Genomic DNA, 19,928 nt, shown 5'->3' with positions numbered 1-19,928 from the left:
TTCATGTCAAAATTCCTCATATATTGTGGAAATTGTTTTAATAGCAGACTTTACCATTCCTACTAGTTCGATAGGAGCTAAAACAATAACTGAAGGAGAGAAAGAGAGTACGATACGACAGGCAGATTCTATAGCATTAAACTCGGCCTCCACGTTCATCCACCCAGTATTAGCAGAGGGTTCTACTAAAGTTATAGTTACATATCTTTCACGTTGTAATTCTTTAAGAATAGACTCATTCACCTTTAAGTTCACTACATATTTTGGCAGTGCTGCTTTAAAAGCTAAAGTCGATTGTTCCCAGTAGCTTTTTAAATCAAAAGCCTCAGGTCTGACAAATGATTCATAAGTTGCGTCAGCTTGTATTAATCTCGACACGCGAAAAGTCCGCATTTCACCCTCGGTTCGTGCCACTACATACCAAACTCCACGTTTTGCGACTAACCCGAGAGGTTCAATGAAACGCTCCTTCATCTCGTCATTCCGTGGGTAAGTGATCTTCACTTTACGGTCTTCCCAAACAGCTTCCTGCAGGACAGATAGGAACGGATATGTCTCGTCGGAAGGGTGCCAGCTGGCACCATCTATATGAATGCGCTGGCTCAGGTAACTGGCTGGATTATTCGGCCTGGATGGGGAAGCAGCCTCCAGCTTAAGCACGGCAGAAGAGAAGTCGTTTTGTATACCCAGATCTTTTAAGATTGAGGAGTCTGCGGACAGCAGCAGAGTTGCAATCTCTGAGGGCTTCATACCCGTTAAGGAGGTCCGGTATCCTTCTGTGAGCATCCAACCCCCTTCACGTCCCCGTTCGGCAAGAATCGGTATTCCTGCTGTACATAAGGCTTCCATATCTCTAAACACAGTTCGTTCAGACACTTCTAAGGTCTGGGCTAGCTCACGGGACGTCATCTTTCCACGATTTTGCAGCAAAAGTAAGATGGATAACAAACGATCGGCTCTCATTAAGGGACACTCCTCCTCCTAATAAATGTTGGCTAGTTCTTAATTAATTATTATATTATATATGTCAGTTGATGTCATATTAAAGAATTATACTATATAAGGTAAGGATTAAATACAGAACATTAGAGAAAAACAAGTGTAGAAAGGATTGAGAATATGACTTTAAAAGGAAGAGTAGCATTGGTCACCGGAGGCAGCAGAGGTGCTGGTAGAGGAATTGCATTGGAGCTGGCAAGGAAAGGTGCATTCGTTTATATTACGGGCAGAACGACAGAGGCTTCTGGCATAGAGCATAGCAAGCGGAGCATTGATAACGTACTTAGGGAAATAAAAGCGGAGGGAGGGTCCGGCAGCGCCATACGATGTGATCATACAAAAGATCAGGAGACAGAAGCGGTCATTCGCCAGATTGCTTCAGAGCAAGGAAAGCTTGATATTTTAGTCAATAATGTATGGGGCGGCAACGATTTACCTATTGAGCAGAAGTCTTTCTGGGAGCTTCCTACAGCGCATTGGGACAATATGTTTAATGCGGGTGTGAGGGCACAGTTGATAACAAACTATTATGCAATACCATTAATGCGTGAGGCAAAAGCTGGCGGTCTAATCATCCACACAACCTTTTGGGATCATTACAAATATCTAGGAAATTTCTATTATGATCTTTCTAAAAATACACTTGTGCGTATGGCCTACGGGTTATCGAATGAGCTTAAAGAGGACAACATTGCAGTTATTCCGCTTACTCCGGGCTGGATGAGGACAGAGGCGGTGTTGGAGAGCATGAACACGGATGAGGAGCATTGGCATGAGGTTAAAGAATTGCAGATGACTGAATCCACAACCTATATCGGTAGAGCAGCCGCTGCTCTAGCAGCCGATCCTAAGGTTATGTCTATAACCGGACAACCGCAGCAGGTTGCTAAGCTGGCTGAAAAGTATGGATTTACAGACATCGATGGTCGGACTGTTCCCGCATTCTTAGTCTAAACAGCAAACTTGATCTGTTTGATCCCATATGTGCGTATGAAGCAGTATAGGACACAGCTGATCTATAATGCAGCATTTTCGTATATTTAGAACGCTATCGGTCCCCAGAGACGCTATTGATAGGCAAAACACCTGATTTAGCTCCTTTTTGAGGAATAGTGGCACTAGAGTCCGAAACCCTGCTTCAAAGGCGAAATTATTGCATATAGGGTCATCTGGGTCCGTAACCTCAAGGGTGTCCGTAAGCCTCCACGAGGGAACTCGATTCGGTGTTGTAAATGAAGCCGAAACAGGTCGACGATCAACAACAAAAGCAGCGAAACTCCTAAAAGGGGAGGATCGCTGCTCTGTTGTTTGATTTCTATCGTATTGCTTACAGAAGAATGATTTCTTCGGCAGTGTTGATTTCTGGCAGGCCAGCAAGCTTCACAAGCACATGAGTAGGTACAGCTTTATCAACGGTCAGCAGCATGATTGCTTCGCCACCAACGATTTTACGTCCCACTTGCATGGAAGCGATATTGACATCATTTTCGCCCAGCAATGTGCCCACAAGTCCGATAATCCCTGGTTTGTCGTTATGGGATACTACAATTTGATGTCCTTCAGGAGCGATATCAACCGGGAACTTGTTCACTTGAACAATTCTTTCTCCATAACCTTGCAGCAATGTTCCGGCTACGAGACGTTCTTGGTCGTGATCTGTTTTAAGGGTCACGGTAATCAGATTAGTGAAGCCTTTAGTTTTGGAAGCTTTAGTTATTACTACATTAACGTCGCGTGTTTTTGCCAAGTGCATGGAGTTAACGATGTTAACATCCTCAGCGAAGTGGCGGGAGAGCACGCCTTTCACAATATAGCGGGTAAGTGGTTGGGTATCGACATCTGACAGATCACCCGCATACTCAACATGGATTTCACGAATAGCACTATCTGTAATCTGGGTAACAAAGCTGCCCAGCTTCTCACCAAGTGTGAAGTAAGGCTGGAGTTTGTTCATTACGCTTGGAGCAACTGGAGGAATATTTACAGCATTGATGAACGGTTCATTACGCAGAATATGCAGTACTTGTTCCGATACATCGATCGCTACATTCTCCTGAGCTTCAATTGTAGAAGCGCCCAAGTGAGGAGTCACGATAATTTTTGGATGCGACAAGAATGGGTGATCTGCTTGTGGCGGTTCTTTTTCGAATACGTCAAATGCAGCGCCAGCAACAATACCGCTATCAATAGCTTCTACTAACGCCATTTCATCAATTACACCACCACGGGCACAGTTGATGATGCGCATTCCCTTTTTCATCACTTCAAATTGCGGGCGGGAAATCATATGGCGTGTTTCCGGAGTAAGTGGAGTGTGCACAGTAATGAAGTCTGCTCCGCGGACTACATCGTCAACGGAAGCTAATTTTACTTCCAGTTTCTCAGCACGCTCAGCAGTTAAGAAAGGATCAAAAGCAAGGATTTCCATGCCGAAAGCTTTGGCACGTTTTGCCACTTCGCTACCGATTCTGCCCATTCCCAGTACACCTAAAGTTTTGCCGCGGAGTTCTACACCCACGAAGGTTTTTCTATCCCAGGTTCCACCAATTGTTTTTGCGTAAGCTTGTGGAATGTGACGGGCCAAAGCCATCATCATTGCAAAAGCATGCTCACAAGTTGTAATGGTATTTCCATCAGGAGCGTTGATAACAACAACCCCACGTTGAGTAGCAGCTTCCAGCTTGATATTATCTACACCCACACCTGCACGACCAATGACCTTTAAGTTTTTTCCAGCTTCGATAATTTTTTCAGTTACTGTAGTTTGACTGCGGACGAGTAGACCATCATATTCACCGATGATTGCAACGAGCTCATCTTCACTGAGACCTGTTTTTTTGTCTACAACTACATCTGTTGCGTCCATCAATTGCTGAATGCCCAAATCACTGATTGGATCCGATACTAATACTTTAAACATGGTTTCTTATCCCCCTTAAAGTTGAAAAGCTTTATATGTCGAGGACGCCCTGATGGGCAGTCCACAATACCAGAAGGTTCACGAACTAGTAGAGAAAAACATGTAATAATAGTAGATCAACGCGGTGTCGCACAAAAGAAACAGCGTGCAAGAGTACCGCGAAATCGGTAACTTTGGGCATAAGGTAGTATTTATGGGGGATTAGGGAATTAAAAAAACTCCCAACCCCATACTACTGCCGTAGTAAGGGACGAGAGTTATCTTCGTGGTACCACCCTAATTCACTGCAACTTGGAAGAAGCAGCCTCATTGGCCTGCATAGGCCACACTGTTAACGGAGTTGATCCGATTGTACCTACTTTAAGGTTCGATACAATATCTCAGGAGCGCTAAAGATAGCTGTTCGTCACCGGTTTGCACCAACCACCGGCTCTCTGAAGACTTCCAGGATCTTTGTTCCATCATCGGTTTTGAATGATTAATTTTTTCATAATGTAACACGGTATGCAAGTTGTGTCAATAGGCTTTGCAAGCAGCGTTTCTTGAAGTGAACTTCATTTTTCGTTATGATTCAATAACTGGTTCTATTCAAAAAAGAACGGAAGCTGTGGAAGTGTCTCCCTGTTATAATACTGTTCCCGCCATTTTACAAAATCCTGTTCCTGCACAGCACCTGTAGAAATCAACAAGGTTACTGAGGACTGGATATCCGAAAGATTTAATGAGCTTGCAGTGCCTGAGTAAATCATATCGTCTATTTTAGCAGTGATGTCCTGAGGATCATAACCTGCAAAAATTCCGCGATTCAGCATCATGTCAGCGATAGAAGCATTCTTCAAAAGAAGCGGCATTTTTTTCCACTGGATGAAAGACATCGTTTTTAGTTCGCCAGGTGCAGAAGGTATTTTCTGGTTTGTCTTAGAGCCCCATTTTAGCATAGAATCATAGAAGTTCTTTTGTGCTAACAGACCGTACTTCACGGCGCCGGTTGTAAATTCATCATTTTTCAATAACTTGGCTGTCTCTGCACCAGAGGCACTAGTAGAGACTTTGCCGGAGGCCTTAGAAAATAAAGTTAAGCTTTTGAGTACATTGACCTGTGACTGATGTAATAGAGGAGAGTTAGTGAAAATTGAATCTTGATTAACTCTTTCATATTGCTGGTCTGCTAGAATACTTAGATTCTTCATTACTGCCGCATTCATACGAGCATCTGTGCTGCGCGCTAACTTATCTACTTGAATGTTCCAATTCCGCTTGAATTCCCGATAGGGCAAAAATACGTTATGATAGAAAGTAACAAGATCCTGCTGTTGATACGAGCCCGTGAATTCTACTAATCCATTCATGCTTGATTGATTGTCATATTTGGCTTCAGTTTTGTCTGCGCCAACCTTGACGCCAGTAAAAAATGCGGCGAAGGCGCAAACTAGGAAAAACAAAAAAACTAGCGTGTATAACATTTGATTGCGGGACTTACGTTTGCTCATAATAAATGCTCCTTTTTCTGGGGGGATTATCCTATGTATTATGTATTGATAGCAACACTATGGACGGTTTCTCTCTCGGAGCGGCCCGAAAAAAATAAAGAACAGGCAGGTCACGATGAAAAAATTCAAATTTGGCGAGATTAAGGTTAAAAAGGTAGAACCAGGCCAGTTGACGGACCGTCTTCTGCTGCTCAATCTCTATATCACTCAGGGGCTCACATTAATTATCGGTTTGATATGGATATTATTTCAGAAAAGAAATCCTTTTCAGCTATTAATTATTCCAGAAAAAGTACATTTTGTGGCATGGGGCCTTGGTCTTGCTGCTGCAATGCTAATTGTTGACTATTTATTGACACATATTGTCCCTGAGGAGAGCATGGATGATGGTGGAATAAACGACCTTTTATTTCGAAATCGCCCTGTGTGGCATATTATCGTCATAGCAGCAATTGTATCGGTATGTGAGGAGCTCTTATTCCGCGGAGCCATCCAATATTCCATTGGTCCTTATTGGACGAGTATAGTATTTGCTCTTATTCATGTCCGTTATTTACGTCACTTTGTACCTACCGGCTGGGTATTCTTAAGCAGTTATGGTCTTGGATATATTTACATTCAATCGGGCAGCCTCTGGGCCCCTATACTATGTCACTTCTTCATCGACCTGATCTCAGGTCTGGTGATCCGCTATAGGAGGGAATCATGAGTGAGGAATTAAGCCGGGTAAAGTCTCGACAAAAACAACACAAAAGTGAAAGCAAACATCCTGGCAAAAGTAAAAAAGAGAAGCGGACTTTGGAAGCTGTAAAAAAGGCTACTCCTGAAAAGAAGTCTACTCCTATAAAGAAAAATGCTACCGCTCGGGTTTCTACGGCAACTTTATCAAGAAAAGCTCGCCGCCCAGCAGGTTCTGCAAAGCGCTCTTCCACAGGAAGTAAAGAGAAGGACGAAGAATCTGTTCCTTCTCGTTCAGATACTTATTCTTCAGAAAAAGTTCGTCTAAGCAAGATGTTTGTGAATTCTTTGATTTTTATCTTTGTTATTTTGCTAATCGGGCTGCTTTGGTGGGGAATTGAAGGAGCGCCTCCGCTGAGTACATTATGGTGAGCATATGGGCATGGGGAATGGCTCTGGTCATTCTTTTGATAGCAGTGGCCGTTGTCATAATCATGGTGATTAATGCTTTTAGAAACAGAATTATTACCGAGGAAATAATGCTAGATTCGCTACCTGAAGAGTTCGATGGATTTCGTATTTTGTTTATAACAGATATCCATCGCCGCCGCCTTCCTTCCGCGCTTCTGACACCATTAAAGGGTGGGGTAGATGTTGTCTTTCTGGGAGGAGATCTAACGGAAAAAGATAGCCCTTTAAATCGTCTTGTCGATAATATGACTCTAGTTACTTCTATTGCATCTACCTATGTAGTGCATGGAAATCATGATTATCGGGCTAATATTTCAAGGGTAGATGAGATTATTCAGGACAGTGGTGCAAATCTGTTAATGGATGAAAATGTGGCTTTTGAACGTGAGGGAGCTAAACTTTGGTTAACCGGAATTGATTTTCCGAAAAATGGGGGCAAAACTCCATACGGTCCTTTTCCGCCATTAACCACAAACACTTCTGCTGAAGATACCTGTCGTATTATTCTTGTACATGATCCGCTTTGGTTATCCAAGCGCCAGAGTGTGCCAGCGGACCTGATTCTCGCAGGTCATACGCATGGGGGGCAGGTGATCCTTCCATTTGTGGGTCAAAGACATGTAGAGCATTTCTATCATAAATATGACGCTGGAAAGTTTAGTTGGCCAAGAGGGGACGGTTCCGCAAAAAATGCCCTGCTGCTGATCAGCAGAGGGTTTGGAACAGCACATCTGCCCCTTCGCTGGGGCAGTCCTGCTGAAATGCATGTGCTGACACTGCGTAAATCAACCCAATAGGGCTTACTCTTTCCAGTAAGAAAAACTGGTAGCGTAAAAAGGGGGTTCCAAAGCCATGCAAAAGGCTTTTGGAACCCCCTTCTATTTTTGTTTGATTCGAAAACAATTGCACTGACGAAGCAACTATCGGACATGTATAGATGAGAAGATCAACGCATTTTTAGCTCAATGCTGCGCGGATCAACAAAGCTGTAGCCTTTACCCTCAAGTGTAGTGAGCAAGGTATCCAGTCCCTCAACGGTCCATGGTAGCTCATGCATCAGGATATTACTGCCGGAATGCAGCTGATCGGTAACATTACTGATCAATTTTTCTGTCTTACCCGTTTCCTTTTCTTTCATTTCCCAGTCAAGTGAGCCTACAGACCAGGTCATGTATAACATTCCATTCTCAGCCGCGACCTTCTTGCCAACATCCCCGCCGGCACCATGTGGCGGACGGAAAAAGTGAGGAGCTTCTCCCAATGTTTCTTTGACAATATTTTGAACATCTTCGATTTGCTTTTTAACCTCAGTATAGGACTTGTCTTTCAATACAATATGATCCCAGCTGTGGTTGCCGATAATTCCACCGCGGTTATGTATTAACTCCAGAAGCTCAGGATGCTCCTTAACACGATAACCATTTACGAAAAAGATGGCTTTAGCTTGATGTTTGTCCAGAACATCCATCAAAGGGTTAATCATTGCAGCATCTTTAGGACCGTCGTCAAAAGTGAGCAGAACCACTTTTTTATTTGTAGCTTCCTCATTAGGAACGATGTCGTAATTTTTGTTCATATGGTACAGCAGTGGAATTTCAGCGGATGCTTCACCCTTACTGGCTGTACTATTTCCTGTAGTACCTCCATCTGCTGTTGCTTCAGGGGTAGGACTGGCTGTTGCTTCAGGTGCTGGCGCCGTAGTTTCTGCGCTTTGTGTAGCTGCCGCCGTGGGCGGATTGTTTGTGGTGTTTGTTTCCTTGGCTGTATTTCCATTTGCACCGCTGTTGCCACAGGCTGTAAGCAGCAAGGTAGCCAATAGGAGCACTGATGTCATTTTACCCACTTTTTTCAACTCGCTTTCTTGTTATTAGGTTGTATGAGCCGGAATCTTTCCGCGAACACTAAACATGATTTTACCATACAAGGAGGCTGGAAATATGAATACTTCGTCATTTTTATGCGGGGTGCTGATGGGCGCCGCAGCCAGTATGATTATGTCCAAAAAGCGGAATTCTTTAATGTCTTCGCTAGGGCAATCGGGTGGTTCCATGAGTGGGGCTGCAGATAAAGCAAAAGAAAAAATAATCGGTATGGCCACGACTGGTTTTGGTAACACTGCTGTTTCAAGCAGTAATGCTCAAAGTAACGGTTCAAGCAGCGCAACCTCTGAGCATAAGACTGAATCACCAGTGAAGTCGAAGGAATCCAATCTTAAATTGTTAAAGGAATTCATTCGCAGCAATCCTGAAGTAAAGAGCGAAGTAGAGCAGATTCTTAAAGAAACGCATACAACCATACCGGGATTGTAACCGTAAAGGACTCCATCAGAATCATTTTGGGGATGAAATATTCCGCAGAATGATTCTTTTTTATTATTCAGGGCCTTGAAAATGGTTTATTCAATAGAGAGGATTTTATATATTTATTTACGTGCATTTATCTCGGCAAAATGATAACATACTTACATAGTAACCATTTTTGGCTCATTACTCGGGACTCATCATACATTATAATAAATGAGCTTGCAAAAGGAGGATCCTGTCATGAGAATAGAGCGATTAAGTCAAGATAAGATACGGATTTTCCTCACTTTTGACGACCTGAGCGAGCGGGGCATCCAGAAGGAAGACATGTGGCAGGAAGTTCCTAAGGTTCATGACCTGTTTACGGAGATGATGGATCAAGCATATAGTGAACTAGGTTTTGATGCCACGGGTCCGCTTGCCGTAGAAGTTTTCGCATTGCCCGCGCAAGGCATGGTCGTTATAGTGACCCGAGGAAAATATGATCACCATCAGTACGGTGCGTCCGGGGAAGAAGAATTGCCAGAAGAGATTTATGAAATGGAAGTTACTCTTGAACAAAGCGACTCCATTGTATATGCATTCCGCGATTTCGAGGTTCTGGTTGAAGCGGCTCATGTGCTCATCGGTAATATTACTTCCCAGGGGAAACTGTATTCTTATAACAATAAATGGTATCTGTATTTCGATCCAAAGGAATTTGAAGAAACGGCGTTGTCAGGTCTTGTTGGCGTACTTGCTGAGTTTGGAGATTCCTCACCGGTCACAGAAGCTGTTCTCGATGAATACGGGAAAACAGTGATGCCGGAGAATGCGGTCCAGTTATTGTGCACTCATTTTAAGCGTCAGGAGTAATTAGGCAAGACTAGGGGCTGATGACCATTGTTTAGGCCGATCAGCCCTAGTCTTGTTGTTGGTGATATGTCGGTCATTCTTGTATCAAAGTTATCATCTACCTTGCTGTGTAACGGCAGTAATAGGGTTTAGGGGTGTAGGGAGGTTATTCGGTGCTCGTGTTATCGGTCATTACGTCGGCAGTAGCGCCGGGACTTGCTCTGTTGACCTTTTTTTATCTGAAAGACAAGTATGATCAAGAACCGCTTCATGTAGTCATTAAAGTATTCTTGCTCGGCCTTCTGATTGTGTTTCCAGTAATGATCATTCAGAGAGGGCTGATGCTGGGACTAAATGGTGGTCCCTACGTGGAGTCGTTTCTCATATCCGCTGGCGTGGAAGAATGTCTAAAGTGGTTTGTGCTGTACCATATGATTTACAATCATACCGAATTTGACGAGCCATATGATGGGATACTATACGCTGTGGCGATTTCGCTCGGCTTCGCAACAATAGAAAATGTAATGTACGCTTGGTATAGCAACGCTTCTATCGGATCAATGTTTCTAAGAGCACTTCTTCCGGTTTCTGGACACGCTATGTTTGGTGTGATCATGGGCTACCATATGGGAAGGGCGAAGTTCTCAAAAGGAGTTCATACCCGCAGAATTCTGGTGTTTTCTCTCCTGTTGCCATGGATGTGGCATGGGATATATGACTTTATTTTGAGTACGACAGCCAACTATTGGATATGGTTTATTGTGCCTCTGATGGCTATCCTATGGTATGGAGGTATGGGAAAGGTTGCTAGGGCCAACAGCCGTTCTCCTTTCCGCTTTCTGAAACGTGAAGAAGAGGTTAACCTATAATCGAGATGGACACACTTATATTCGAAGGGCAGTTCCTAGTAAGGAATTCCAGAGAGGAGAGAGGTGTCTTTTTTTGCGTATAAAAGTACGTATCGTTTGCAAACAGTGCGGTGAGACCTACATATTAAGAGGGATTAAAGAGCATGGTGTCATTCAAACCGGCTTTAAACAATGCCTTTGCAGTAATAGCAGTGGCTTTGAGATTGAAGAGAGAGCTTGAGCGGACGTTATAGTCACATTGTGTAGCAACTTCAGTGCATAAGACTCCTAGTTTATTGTCAAACTAACGCCAATAAGCTATCGAAAGGAGTCTTGTAGCCCTATGTACAAAAGATTAAGTGCTGTAATGTTCCCGCTGACCGCGCTGCTGCTGATTGGTGCGCTTGTGTGGGGTTATCAGGAGAATCAGGAGAAGAATTCAATACTAATTAAGGCGGAGAACCAATATCAACGCGCCTTTCATGATTTGTCCTATCATGTGGACCGTCTTCATGGTGAGCTTGGAAATACGCTTGCGGTTAACTCTGCTTCTAATGGGATGCACCGTAAAGGACTTGTGAATGTGTGGCGGATGACTAGTGAGGCCCAAAATGAGATTAACCAGCTGCCGCTGACCTTGCTGCCATTTAGCAAAACAGAGGAGTTTCTGTCCAAAATCTCCAACTTTTCTTATAAAGCCGGGATTCGTGACTTCACTAAAAAACCTCTGACAGATGGAGAACTGAGCAATCTAAAAGCATTGTACAAGAACTCAGGAGAAATCTCTAAGGATTTGCAAGAGGTACAAAATAAAGTCATTGGCAATCGGCTGCGCTGGATGGATGTTGAAACGGCGTTGGCGACAGAAAATAAAGCGGAGGACAACACGATTATTGACGGCTTCAAAACGGTGGATAAACGTGTAGGGGCATACCCTGAGCTAGACTGGGGACCTTCAGTAGCAAGCATCTACGATAAACGTTCCGTCAAAATGCTCGGAGGTACCCCCGTGACTGCCGAAGACATCAAACGTAAGGCGTTGAAGTTCGCGGATGCGGGCTCCAATGCTAAAGTGGATGTTAAAGAAAATGGGAAGAACACTGAATGGCCATCCTATACAGCAACTGTTAGCGCTTCGAATAAGAAGCACACCATTAGTATGGATTTCACCAAAAATGGCGGGTTGCTGATCTCTTATTATGACAACCGTGAGGTTGGCCCTGCCAAAGTTTCTATTAAAGGAGCCGTTACCAAAGCAGAGCAGTTTCTTGAGAAAAAAGGATATCCCCATATGACTGCAGTCAGCGCTGATCGTTACGATAATATCGGGAATTTGACCTTTGTAACCAAACAGAATGATGTATTGATTTATCCTGAAAAGATGACCATTCGTATGGGGCTGGATACAGGTGATACCATCGGTTTTGAGGCCAGCGAATACGTCAATGAGCACAAGGACAACCGGAAGCTTCCAAAACCAAAGCTTACCCTTGCAGAGGCGAGAAAATTTCTGAATTCTGATTTCAAGGAACAATACAATCGCTTGTCCTGGATTAAAAATGATGATTCCGTCGAGGTCTTGACTTACGAGTTCGGTGGAGGGGTCAATGGCTCAAAGTATCGTATTTACATTAACGCCGAGGATGGCATTGAAGAGTCTGTGGAAGAAATCAGACCTTCTTCGGGGTCTGAGGCAAAATAAAGGGAGGGCGCATCCAGCAGTTGGGTGCGTCCCTTTTTTTTGCAATATCTATAAAATATATCTGACTGGCTGATATTCCCATGCTATAATCAGGGGTAGTGATAATTACTAAACTGATGTGGCGGTGACATCTTTGTATCCTAAAATTAACGAATATCTATACATACAGGTTGCTTCCAGTGACGCTGCTGAAGCAGAAGTTGAATATAGATCAAGAATTGCAGAGACGGAAGAAGACGCATTCCTGATTGAAATTCCTATGCAGGAGAGCAATGGTCGTCTAAAAAGGCTCTTTATGGGGGACGAGCTTTCGGTTTATTTTTTAACTGAGGGTGGCATCAAAAATTACTTTAATACTTATGTACTGGGCTTTAAAGAAGATGTAATTCGTATGGTCCGGATTCAAAAGCCGGAGACAGATTCGATTTTTAAGATCCAGAGAAGAAGCTTTTTCCGAGTGAATGCAGATCTAGAGCTTGCTGTGAAGGATAGCCTTGGCAAACGGTTCCTAGTTCGTACAGATGATATTGGTGGTGGAGGAATCTCCTTTTTGGTGGATAACCAGGTTAAGCTGGAGGTTGGTAATAAATTGTCCTGCTGGGTATTGGTGCCTTATCGAAACGGAAGCACGGAGCATGTCAATTTTGAAGGTGAAGTAGTGCGCATTAAAAAGCTAGAGAATGGACGGCTTTTAGCGATGTTGAAATTTGTCGCTATTTCAGATTTGGAACGCCAGAAAATTATCCGTTATTGCTTCGAACGTCAGTTTGATTTCCGCAACAGATAAGCATTTTTTACAGCTCTATTAAGCTGTCTGATTTTGCACTGAAGTATAAACTGTGGTATAATTTTATAAGTCGCAGGCAATGCCTGCTTTTTTCTTGATAATATCATCAAGCATAACAATTTATGTGTGCTCCTTGATATTGCAGGAATAGTTTTCGTAACGCTAGATGCTTTTTTTATGAAAGAGTGTTTGAGGAGGAATGCCCCGTTGGATAGGCAGGGTACACATACTTATGACAGAATAAACGTCGCCATCGACGGACCTGCCGGGGCAGGCAAGAGCACTGTAGCCCGATTGGTAGCCCAGAAGTTGTCTTATATCTATGTCGATACTGGTGCAATGTACCGGGCAATCACCTGGTATATGATCCAAGAAGGCATTGAACCGGAAGATCAGCATCGAGTGAACGAGAAGGTTCGCGACATGGTGATTGAACTTATTCCGGAACGAGACATTCAGAAGGTGCTGATTAATGGGGAAGACGTGACCCCACATATTCGGAGCCTTCAGGTTAGCGGCCTTGTGTCGCAGTATGCGAAGATCGAGGATGTAAGATCCAGACTGAGTCAATTGCAGCGTCAGATGGCGCTTCGCAAAGGCGTGGTAATGGATGGCCGCGATATCGGTACAACCGTGCTGCCGGATGCCGAGGTAAAGATTTTTATGACGGCAAGTGTGGAAGAACGAGCTCTCCGTCGTTATAAGGAACTGAGAGACGCGGAATCGGTGACGCTTCAGCAGCTTGAACACGATATTGCAAAGCGGGACCGTCTGGATGAAGGACGGGAGATTTCACCGCTGCGCCGTGCAGAGGATGCTATTCTTCTGGATACGACCTTAATGAATATCGATCAAGTTGTGGAGGCCATTGTATCCCACTGTAGATCTCATGTTGACGGGGAGAGAAATCATTTATGATTTATGCAATTTGTGTTGGATTGCTTCGCTTGATTTACGCAATCCTTTTCCCACTTAAGATTGTGGGGAAAGAAAATGTGCCAAAGGAGGGCGGGGTACTGCTCTGCGCTAACCACATTAGTCTGCTTGATCCAATGACTATTGGAATTAAGCTGGACCGTCAGGTAAAGTATATGGCTAAGGCTGAACTGTTTGAGGTTCCGGTGCTTGGCTGGCTCATTAATAAATTGGGTGCTTTTCCGGTGAAACGTGGCGGCGTAAGCAAAGAATCCATAAAAACGGCCCTTAACACACTTCGTAATGGTAATGTCATGGGTATCTTCCCGGAGGGTACGCGTAACTCTGATGCCGGAGTGGCCAAGAAGGGTGCTGCTAGCTTTGCACTTCGAAGTGGCGCAGCAGTTATTCCAGCGGCTATTATCGGCCAGTATAAACCCTTTCGACGCATGGTCGTTGTCTATGGTGCTCCTGTAGACCTTAGTCAATTTGCCGGTGCGGGGAGCGAATCTCTCGAGGCTGTTACCGATGTCATTATGGATCGCATCCGTGAGATGAAAGAGACAGGTAAACCAAGTGCTAGTTAAGGGATGAGCAGAACAACAAATTTTGCTCAATGTTTTGATTAAATAACGGCATAGCCGCTATTTTTTGGAACATACTATCATCAAGTGTAAGTGAAATATTATGCATTGCTTGTTTTGAACTCTGCTATACGCAGGTTTAAATAAATGGGGTTTTGAATCGAGGAGGCTAATCACATGTCTGAAGAAATTAAAAATCAGGAAGCTGCGGAAAAGAATGAATCCGTAGAAGCGGTGGATTCCGCTGTGACAGAAAATAACGGAGCTGTAGAAGAAGTTGCTGCCGTTAACGAAGAAGAAGTGACTAACCAAGCTGACTTGGAAATCATTTCTCTGAAAAAAGGCGATACCGTGAAAGGAACAATCGTCAAAATCGAAGATAACCAAGCTTATGTAAGCATTGGATATAAATACGACGGTGTGATTCCAATTCGCGAATTGTCCGCAGTACAACTGGACAACGCTGCTGCAGCAGTAGAAGTTGGACAGGAAGTAGAATGTAAAGTTGTCAGCATCAACGACAACAAGGAAAGCCTTGTTCTTTCCAAACGTGCTGTTGATAGTGAAAAATCATGGGAAGATCTTGAGAAATACTTCGCTTCCCAAGAAGCTTTCGAAGTTACTGTGGCTGACGTTGTTAAAGGCGGCCTCGTAGCTGATGTTGGAGCTCGCGGATTTATCCCAGCTTCCATGGTAGAGCGTCACTTCGTTGAAGATTTCAGCGATTACAAAGGCCGTACCTTGCGCGTTAAAGTGAAAGAACTTGACCGTGAGAACAGCAAAGTAATCTTGTCTGCTAAAGAAGTTCTTGAGGAAGAATTCGAAGCTAACAAGCTGAAAATTATGGCTGAACTATCTGAAGGCCAAATCATCGAAGGTACAGTACAACGTCTGACTCAATTCGGCGCATTTGTTGATGTGGGCGGAGTTGACGGTCTTGTACACGTATCTGAAATCGCTTGGAGTCACGTAGAGAAACCTTCTGATGTAGTATCTGAAGGTGATAAAGTACGTGTTAAAGTATTGAAGGTTGATCCTGAAAAAGGAAAAATCAGCCTGAGCATCAAAGCTGCTGCTCCAGGTCCTTGGGACTCTGCTGCTGGCGAAATCAACATCGGTGATGTTGTAACAGGCGTTGTAAAACGTCTTGTGAACTTCGGAGCATTCGTAGAATTGCTTCCGGGTGTGGAAGGTCTTGTGCATATCTCACAAATCTCCCACAAACACATCGCTACTCCACACGAAGTATTGAAAGAAGGACAAGAAGTTCAAGTGAAAGTTCTGGACTTCAATCCATCCGAGAAACGTGTTAGCCTGAGCATCAAAGAAACTGAAGAAGCTCCAGCTCCATCTGCTAGACCTGAACGCAGCAATAGCAGAGACAGAGCTCCTAAAGAAGTTCTGAACAACCCTAACGTTTCCCTTAGCAACGAAGGCCTTAGCTTTACGCTTGCTGAACGTTTTGGTGACAAGCTGGACAAATTTAAGGGGAATAACTAATCCCTAAACGAGCTTTTGAATATACGGGTAAAGTAATCGGCGAGCCCTCGATACGGGGGTTCGCCGATTGTCTTTTTTTCGGAACTGGTCGGATTGATGAGAGTTAACATGATTGTTAGCCAATTTAAATGTTTTTTGCTATGATGAGTAACGTAAGGATGACAGGAGGAATGAATATGGCAAGACCCGTTGTGGCAATTGTTGGGAGGCCTAACGTCGGAAAATCGACGATATTTAATCGGCTGATTGGCGATAGATTAGCCATTGTAGAAGATAAGCCGGGGATTACACGTGACCGGATTTATGGTATTTCAGATTGGAACGGTAAGTCATTCAGTGTGATTGATACCGGAGGTATTGAAATTGATGGAGAAGATACAATTCTGAAATCAATCCGTGTTCAAGCGGAGCTGGCGATTGAAGAAGCGGATGTTATTGTATTTATGTGTGAGGCGAAGAGTGGTGTGACGAATTCAGATGAAGAGGTAGCTCAGATTCTGTTCCGTTCAGGTAAACCAGTCGTTCTTGCCATCAACAAAGTGGATAATATGAAGCGTGCGGATGATATTTATGAGTTCTATAGCCTTGGTTTTGGCGATCCAATCGGAATCTCTGGTAGTCACGGAACCGGACTCGGAGATTTGCTTGATGCTGTAGTTGAGCGCCTACCTGAGAAAATAGATGATGAATACGATGAGGATGTCATTCGTGTAGCTTTGATTGGCCGTCCGAATGTAGGTAAATCCTCTCTGGTTAACGCGATTTTGGGCGAAGAACGTGTTATCGTCAGCGATATTGCAGGGACAACAAGAGATGCTATCGATACTCCTTTTGAACGTGATGGGCAACGTTATGTGCTTATCGATACGGCAGGTATGCGTAAAAAAGGCAAGGTATACGAGAACATTGAAAAATACAGTGTTATGCGTGCTATGCGTGCGATTGAACGGGCTGATGTGGTCCTCGTTGTAATTAACGGCGAAGAGGGCATCATCGATCAGGACAAGCATATTGCTGGTTATGCACATGAAGCTGGTAAAGCATCTATTTTTGTTGTCAACAAATGGGATGCCATTGTGAAAGACGATAAGACTATGCAGAACTTCGAGACGAAGATTCGTGACCATTTCTTGTTTATGAGTTACGCACCGGTTGTCTTTTTGTCGGCTTTAACCAAACAGCGTTTGCAAAAACTGCTGCCTGTTGTACAGCATGTATCTCAACAGCACGCACTGCGCATTACTACACATTTGGTGAACGACGTTGTATCTGATGCAATCGCGATTAACCCTCCACCAACTGACAAAGGCCGTCGCTTGCGTATTAACTATGTAACGCAGGTTGCGGTTAAGCCGCCTACGATTGTGGTGTTCGTGAATGATCCGTCGCTGATGCATTTCTCCTATGAACGTTATCTGGAGAATAAAATTCGCGCAGCATTTAATTTCGAAGGAACACCAATCCGTCTCTTTACACGGCGCAAATCCGAAAACGAAGGTTAGGGGAGAAGAAGTGTGGCGCTTGAACTTCTGGTTATCGTTGTAAGCTATTTGCTTGGTTCTGTCAGCTTTAGTGTACTGCTTGCAAAGTTGCTAAAGGGAATTGATATCCGTCAATACGGAAGCGGAAATGCGGGAGCTACCAATACACTGCGTGTATTGGGTAAAGGTCCTGCAATACTAGTGCTGTTGCTGGATGTGCTGAAAGGGGTGGCCGCTGTATGGTTAGGAACCTGGGTCGGCGGTTGGGGAACCTGGGTTCCGGCTCTTTGCGGAATCGCTGCCATCATCGGACATAATTGGCCGCTCTATTTTCGTTTTCGTGGGGGGAAAGGCATTGCTACTACGATCGGTGTTATGGCTACGCTTTGTTTATGGCCAGCGCTGCTCGCCGGTATCATCGCCATCCTGTCTATCTTTATCACACGTTACGTGTCCCTTGGCTCATTAATTTTTGTAGCACTGACACCAGTGGCTTTATTGTTGACAGGATTTACACAACCTGTGCTCTGGACCAGTATTATTATTGCGGTCTTCGCCTTCTGGCGGCACCGGACGAATATTGTAAAGATCGTAGAAGGCCGTGAGAACAAGATAGGCTCAAAAGTTAAAGGAGGGAATCGTGTTGTCTGATAAAGTTACCGTACTTGTAGCGGGGAGCTGGGGAACTGCGCTGGCTAGCGTGCTGGCTGCAAACCACTCGGAAGTTTATCTGTGGACACGCAACTCTGATCAAGCTGCCGAGATCAATGGCTCTCATACGAATAATAAGTATCTGCCTGACATCGCACTGCCAGCTAACATTATTGCAACTACGGATATGGAAACGGCAGTGTCCGGTTCTAAGGCGGTTGTAATTGTAGCTCCGTCTTCAGGAATGCGGCAGGTTGCTCGCAGTCTGAAGCCATTCTGGAAGGATGACATGTTATGTGTTCATGCTACGAAGGGCTTTGAGTCAGAAAGCAATAAGCGGATGTCCATCGTAATTGCAGAGGAACTAGGTTGTGACGAAGGGCAGATCGTCGTCCTCTCCGGTCCAAGTCATGCAGAGGAAGTTGTACGCCGGTGTCCTACAACCGTTGTAGTTGCTTCACCTGATGACAAACGTAGCGCCGAAGCGCAGGAATTGTTCATCAACAACGATTTCCGTGTATATACGAATCGTGATCAGGTAGGGGTAGAGCTTGCCGGAGCTCTTAAGAATATTATTGCCCTTGGTGCAGGTCTATCCGATGGCCTTGGATATGGGGACAATGCTAAAGCAGCGCTTTTGACCCGTGGACTCGCCGAGATATCTCGGGTGGGAGTTGAGCTTGGAGCCAATCCTTTGACCTTTGCCGGCCTTGCCGGAATTGGCGACCTTGTTGTGACGGCTACTAGTCAGCACAGCCGTAACTGGCGCGCTGGGTCCATGCTTGGTCAAGGCAAGCCGCTGGCCGAGGTGCTGGAATCCATGGGGATGGTAGTCGAAGGTATTCGTACTACCGAAGCAGCTTATGCAATTTCGCTCAAGCTGGGTGTGCAGATGCCGATTACGGATCAGATTTATCATGTGCTCTTTCAAGGAAGAAGCCCACGCAGTGCGGTTGAAGCCTTGATGGGTCGTGATCGTAAGCCTGAGCTTGAGTCGATCTCCCAGGAAACTTGGGAGCAGTGGCATTCCTGATCCTGTTCACCTTTTTCCGCAAATTCTCATATGTTGTAATGGGGATTGACGGAGGAGGGATGAAAAGTGAGCAGAGATTTTTCCAAGGATGCATTGAACGCCATTAACAAAAAGGCGGGCAAGAACATTACGGAAAGTGCCGTCAAAAAGCTAGCCAGTACGGTAAAGCCAGGAACTACGCAGAATGAAGCCCAGCTCCGCCAGTTAATTAAGCAGGTGTCATCAATGGCGAAAGTGCCGGTCAGTGAAGCTACTGTGCAGGAGATTATCAATGCCGTTAAAAAAGGCGGCGCAGGTTCCAGCACAATGGAGTCTTTAATGAAAATGATGCTTAAAAAATAGCTTTAAGTTGGGTGAGCAAAAGAAAACGGATCAATGAACGATTCCGTCGTCTTTTGCTTTTTTTTATATTCCTGATAATTTTCACGAAGTGTAATTTATTTAAAATAATACATAAAAAATGATGTTTTTTTACAGAAAAGGATAAGGTCATGATATAATAGTCCCTAATAAATTACAGGCGAATGGGGGCTTTGACCATGGATCCGATGACGAAAATGTGGTTATCCCTGATTGCGATGCTGATTATGGGATTATCAGTATTTCTTATAACTTTTGCTCGGAGCAAAACCAAGGGATTGCTTAAGGCTGTACTGTCTATACTTGCTTTTGTCATCATGTTAGTGGGCCTATTGGGCGGAGTTGTTTCAATTATGTAAGCAGTTACATAGT

At 44.3% G+C, this 19,928-nt stretch carries 21 protein-coding genes and 1 other annotated feature; of the genes, 17 read left to right on the top strand and 4 right to left on the bottom strand.

What is annotated here, in order from left to right; translation table 11 throughout:
* Positions 1 to 6: 6 nt before the first annotated feature.
* The gene (locus MHI51_RS21270; RefSeq protein ID WP_076127480.1) at positions 7 to 963 is read right to left on the bottom strand and encodes a YafY family protein; all 957 of its coding nucleotides are present in this window, start codon (positions 961 to 963) and stop codon (positions 7 to 9) included.
* A 156-nt stretch (positions 964 to 1,119) separates the two neighbouring features.
* Between MHI51_RS21270 and MHI51_RS21265 the strand changes: the two genes are divergently transcribed.
* On the top strand, positions 1,120 to 1,953 hold the full coding sequence (locus MHI51_RS21265) for an SDR family NAD(P)-dependent oxidoreductase (protein WP_339244227.1): 834 nt from the start codon (positions 1,120 to 1,122) through the stop codon (positions 1,951 to 1,953).
* A 373-nt stretch (positions 1,954 to 2,326) separates the two neighbouring features.
* Here the strand turns inward: MHI51_RS21265 and serA are convergent, their stop codons facing one another.
* Together serA and MHI51_RS21255 are read right to left on the bottom strand one after the other, a co-directional pair.
* Complete coding sequence (gene serA, locus MHI51_RS21260; protein WP_036676193.1) at positions 2,327 to 3,919, bottom strand: phosphoglycerate dehydrogenase; 1,593 nt, start codon at positions 3,917 to 3,919, stop codon at positions 2,327 to 2,329.
* 243 nt (positions 3,920 to 4,162) lie between these two features.
* Positions 4,163 to 4,393, bottom strand: a binding site (T-box leader).
* A gap of 110 nt (positions 4,394 to 4,503) precedes the next feature.
* Positions 4,504 to 5,409 (bottom strand): hypothetical protein, encoded by a 906-nt coding sequence (locus MHI51_RS21255; protein ID WP_076127483.1) that lies wholly within the window; start codon positions 5,407 to 5,409, stop codon positions 4,504 to 4,506.
* 115 nt (positions 5,410 to 5,524) lie between these two features.
* Here MHI51_RS21255 and MHI51_RS21250 point away from each other — a divergent pair, with 115 nt between their 5' ends.
* From MHI51_RS21250 to MHI51_RS21240, 3 genes are read left to right on the top strand one after another with little or no spacing between them, the layout of a single operon-like run.
* Positions 5,525 to 6,118 (top strand): CPBP family intramembrane glutamic endopeptidase, encoded by a 594-nt coding sequence (locus MHI51_RS21250; RefSeq protein WP_036676197.1) that lies wholly within the window; start codon positions 5,525 to 5,527, stop codon positions 6,116 to 6,118.
* The gene (locus MHI51_RS21245; RefSeq protein WP_341003290.1) at positions 6,115 to 6,519 is read left to right on the top strand and encodes a hypothetical protein; all 405 of its coding nucleotides are present in this window, start codon (positions 6,115 to 6,117) and stop codon (positions 6,517 to 6,519) included. The genes MHI51_RS21250 and MHI51_RS21245 overlap by 4 nt, the downstream gene beginning before the upstream one ends.
* Positions 6,513 to 7,355 carry a metallophosphoesterase gene (locus MHI51_RS21240; protein WP_405173242.1) on the top strand — a complete coding sequence of 281 codons (843 nt, stop codon included), beginning with the start codon at positions 6,513 to 6,515 and terminating at the stop codon, positions 7,353 to 7,355. The genes MHI51_RS21245 and MHI51_RS21240 overlap by 7 nt, the downstream gene beginning before the upstream one ends.
* Before the next feature lie 149 nt (positions 7,356 to 7,504).
* On the opposite strand, the gene MHI51_RS21235 is transcribed toward MHI51_RS21240, so the two are convergent.
* Positions 7,505 to 8,392: a polysaccharide deacetylase family protein gene (locus MHI51_RS21235; RefSeq protein WP_282579788.1), complete on the bottom strand. Its 888-nt coding sequence runs from the start codon at positions 8,390 to 8,392 to the stop codon at positions 7,505 to 7,507.
* A gap of 103 nt (positions 8,393 to 8,495) precedes the next feature.
* On the opposite strand from MHI51_RS21235, the gene MHI51_RS21230 reads away from it, so the two are divergent.
* From MHI51_RS21230 to MHI51_RS21170, 13 genes are all read left to right on the top strand, one after another.
* Positions 8,496 to 8,867, top strand: a complete 372-nt coding sequence (locus MHI51_RS21230) for a hypothetical protein (protein WP_076141316.1) — start codon at positions 8,496 to 8,498, stop codon at positions 8,865 to 8,867.
* 234 nt (positions 8,868 to 9,101) lie between these two features.
* A complete protein-coding gene (locus MHI51_RS21225) occupies positions 9,102 to 9,716 on the top strand; it encodes a genetic competence negative regulator (protein WP_036676203.1) in 615 nt (204 codons plus the stop codon).
* 152 nt (positions 9,717 to 9,868) lie between these two features.
* Positions 9,869 to 10,564 (top strand): glutamic-type intramembrane protease PrsW, encoded by a 696-nt coding sequence (gene prsW / locus MHI51_RS21220; protein WP_076134692.1) that lies wholly within the window; start codon positions 9,869 to 9,871, stop codon positions 10,562 to 10,564.
* Between the two features lie 322 nt (positions 10,565 to 10,886).
* Positions 10,887 to 12,245 carry a germination protein YpeB gene (gene ypeB, locus MHI51_RS21215; RefSeq protein ID WP_339244221.1) on the top strand — a complete coding sequence of 453 codons (1,359 nt, stop codon included), beginning with the start codon at positions 10,887 to 10,889 and terminating at the stop codon, positions 12,243 to 12,245.
* Between the two features lie 133 nt (positions 12,246 to 12,378).
* Positions 12,379 to 13,032 (top strand): flagellar brake protein, encoded by a 654-nt coding sequence (locus MHI51_RS21210; protein ID WP_036676209.1) that lies wholly within the window; start codon positions 12,379 to 12,381, stop codon positions 13,030 to 13,032.
* Positions 13,033 to 13,239: 207 nt separating this feature from the next.
* Complete coding sequence (gene cmk, locus MHI51_RS21205) at positions 13,240 to 13,950, top strand: (d)CMP kinase (protein WP_254848699.1); 711 nt, start codon at positions 13,240 to 13,242, stop codon at positions 13,948 to 13,950.
* Positions 13,947 to 14,534 carry a 1-acyl-sn-glycerol-3-phosphate acyltransferase gene (locus MHI51_RS21200; RefSeq protein ID WP_036676211.1) on the top strand — a complete coding sequence of 196 codons (588 nt, stop codon included), beginning with the start codon at positions 13,947 to 13,949 and terminating at the stop codon, positions 14,532 to 14,534. The genes cmk and MHI51_RS21200 overlap by 4 nt, the downstream gene beginning before the upstream one ends.
* Positions 14,535 to 14,708: 174 nt before the next feature.
* Positions 14,709 to 16,031: a 30S ribosomal protein S1 gene (gene rpsA, locus MHI51_RS21195; protein WP_170914203.1), complete on the top strand. Its 1,323-nt coding sequence runs from the start codon at positions 14,709 to 14,711 to the stop codon at positions 16,029 to 16,031.
* 176 nt (positions 16,032 to 16,207) lie between these two features.
* On the top strand, positions 16,208 to 17,533 hold the full coding sequence (der, locus tag MHI51_RS21190) for a ribosome biogenesis GTPase Der (protein ID WP_036676212.1): 1,326 nt from the start codon (positions 16,208 to 16,210) through the stop codon (positions 17,531 to 17,533).
* Between the two features lie 12 nt (positions 17,534 to 17,545).
* Positions 17,546 to 18,163: a glycerol-3-phosphate 1-O-acyltransferase PlsY gene (plsY, locus tag MHI51_RS21185; protein ID WP_036676213.1), complete on the top strand. Its 618-nt coding sequence runs from the start codon at positions 17,546 to 17,548 to the stop codon at positions 18,161 to 18,163.
* The gene (locus tag MHI51_RS21180; protein ID WP_076218702.1) at positions 18,156 to 19,196 is read left to right on the top strand and encodes an NAD(P)H-dependent glycerol-3-phosphate dehydrogenase; all 1,041 of its coding nucleotides are present in this window, start codon (positions 18,156 to 18,158) and stop codon (positions 19,194 to 19,196) included. Before plsY ends, MHI51_RS21180 begins: the two co-directional genes overlap by 8 nt.
* Before the next feature lie 66 nt (positions 19,197 to 19,262).
* A complete protein-coding gene (locus MHI51_RS21175) occupies positions 19,263 to 19,538 on the top strand; it encodes a stage VI sporulation protein F (protein WP_038572437.1) in 276 nt (91 codons plus the stop codon).
* A 197-nt stretch (positions 19,539 to 19,735) separates the two neighbouring features.
* The gene (locus tag MHI51_RS21170) at positions 19,736 to 19,915 is read left to right on the top strand and encodes a DUF2768 family protein (RefSeq protein WP_036676218.1); all 180 of its coding nucleotides are present in this window, start codon (positions 19,736 to 19,738) and stop codon (positions 19,913 to 19,915) included.
* The last annotated feature ends 13 nt before the right edge of the window (positions 19,916 to 19,928 follow it).

Source organism: Paenibacillus sp. FSL H8-0260, assembly GCF_045040625.1.
In the GTDB taxonomy this organism is placed as follows: Bacteria; Bacillota; Bacilli; order Paenibacillales; family Paenibacillaceae; genus Paenibacillus_AQ; species Paenibacillus_AQ odorifer.
Note: the sequence above shows the minus strand (reverse complement) of the source record. Positions and strands in the feature narration are given on the sequence as shown.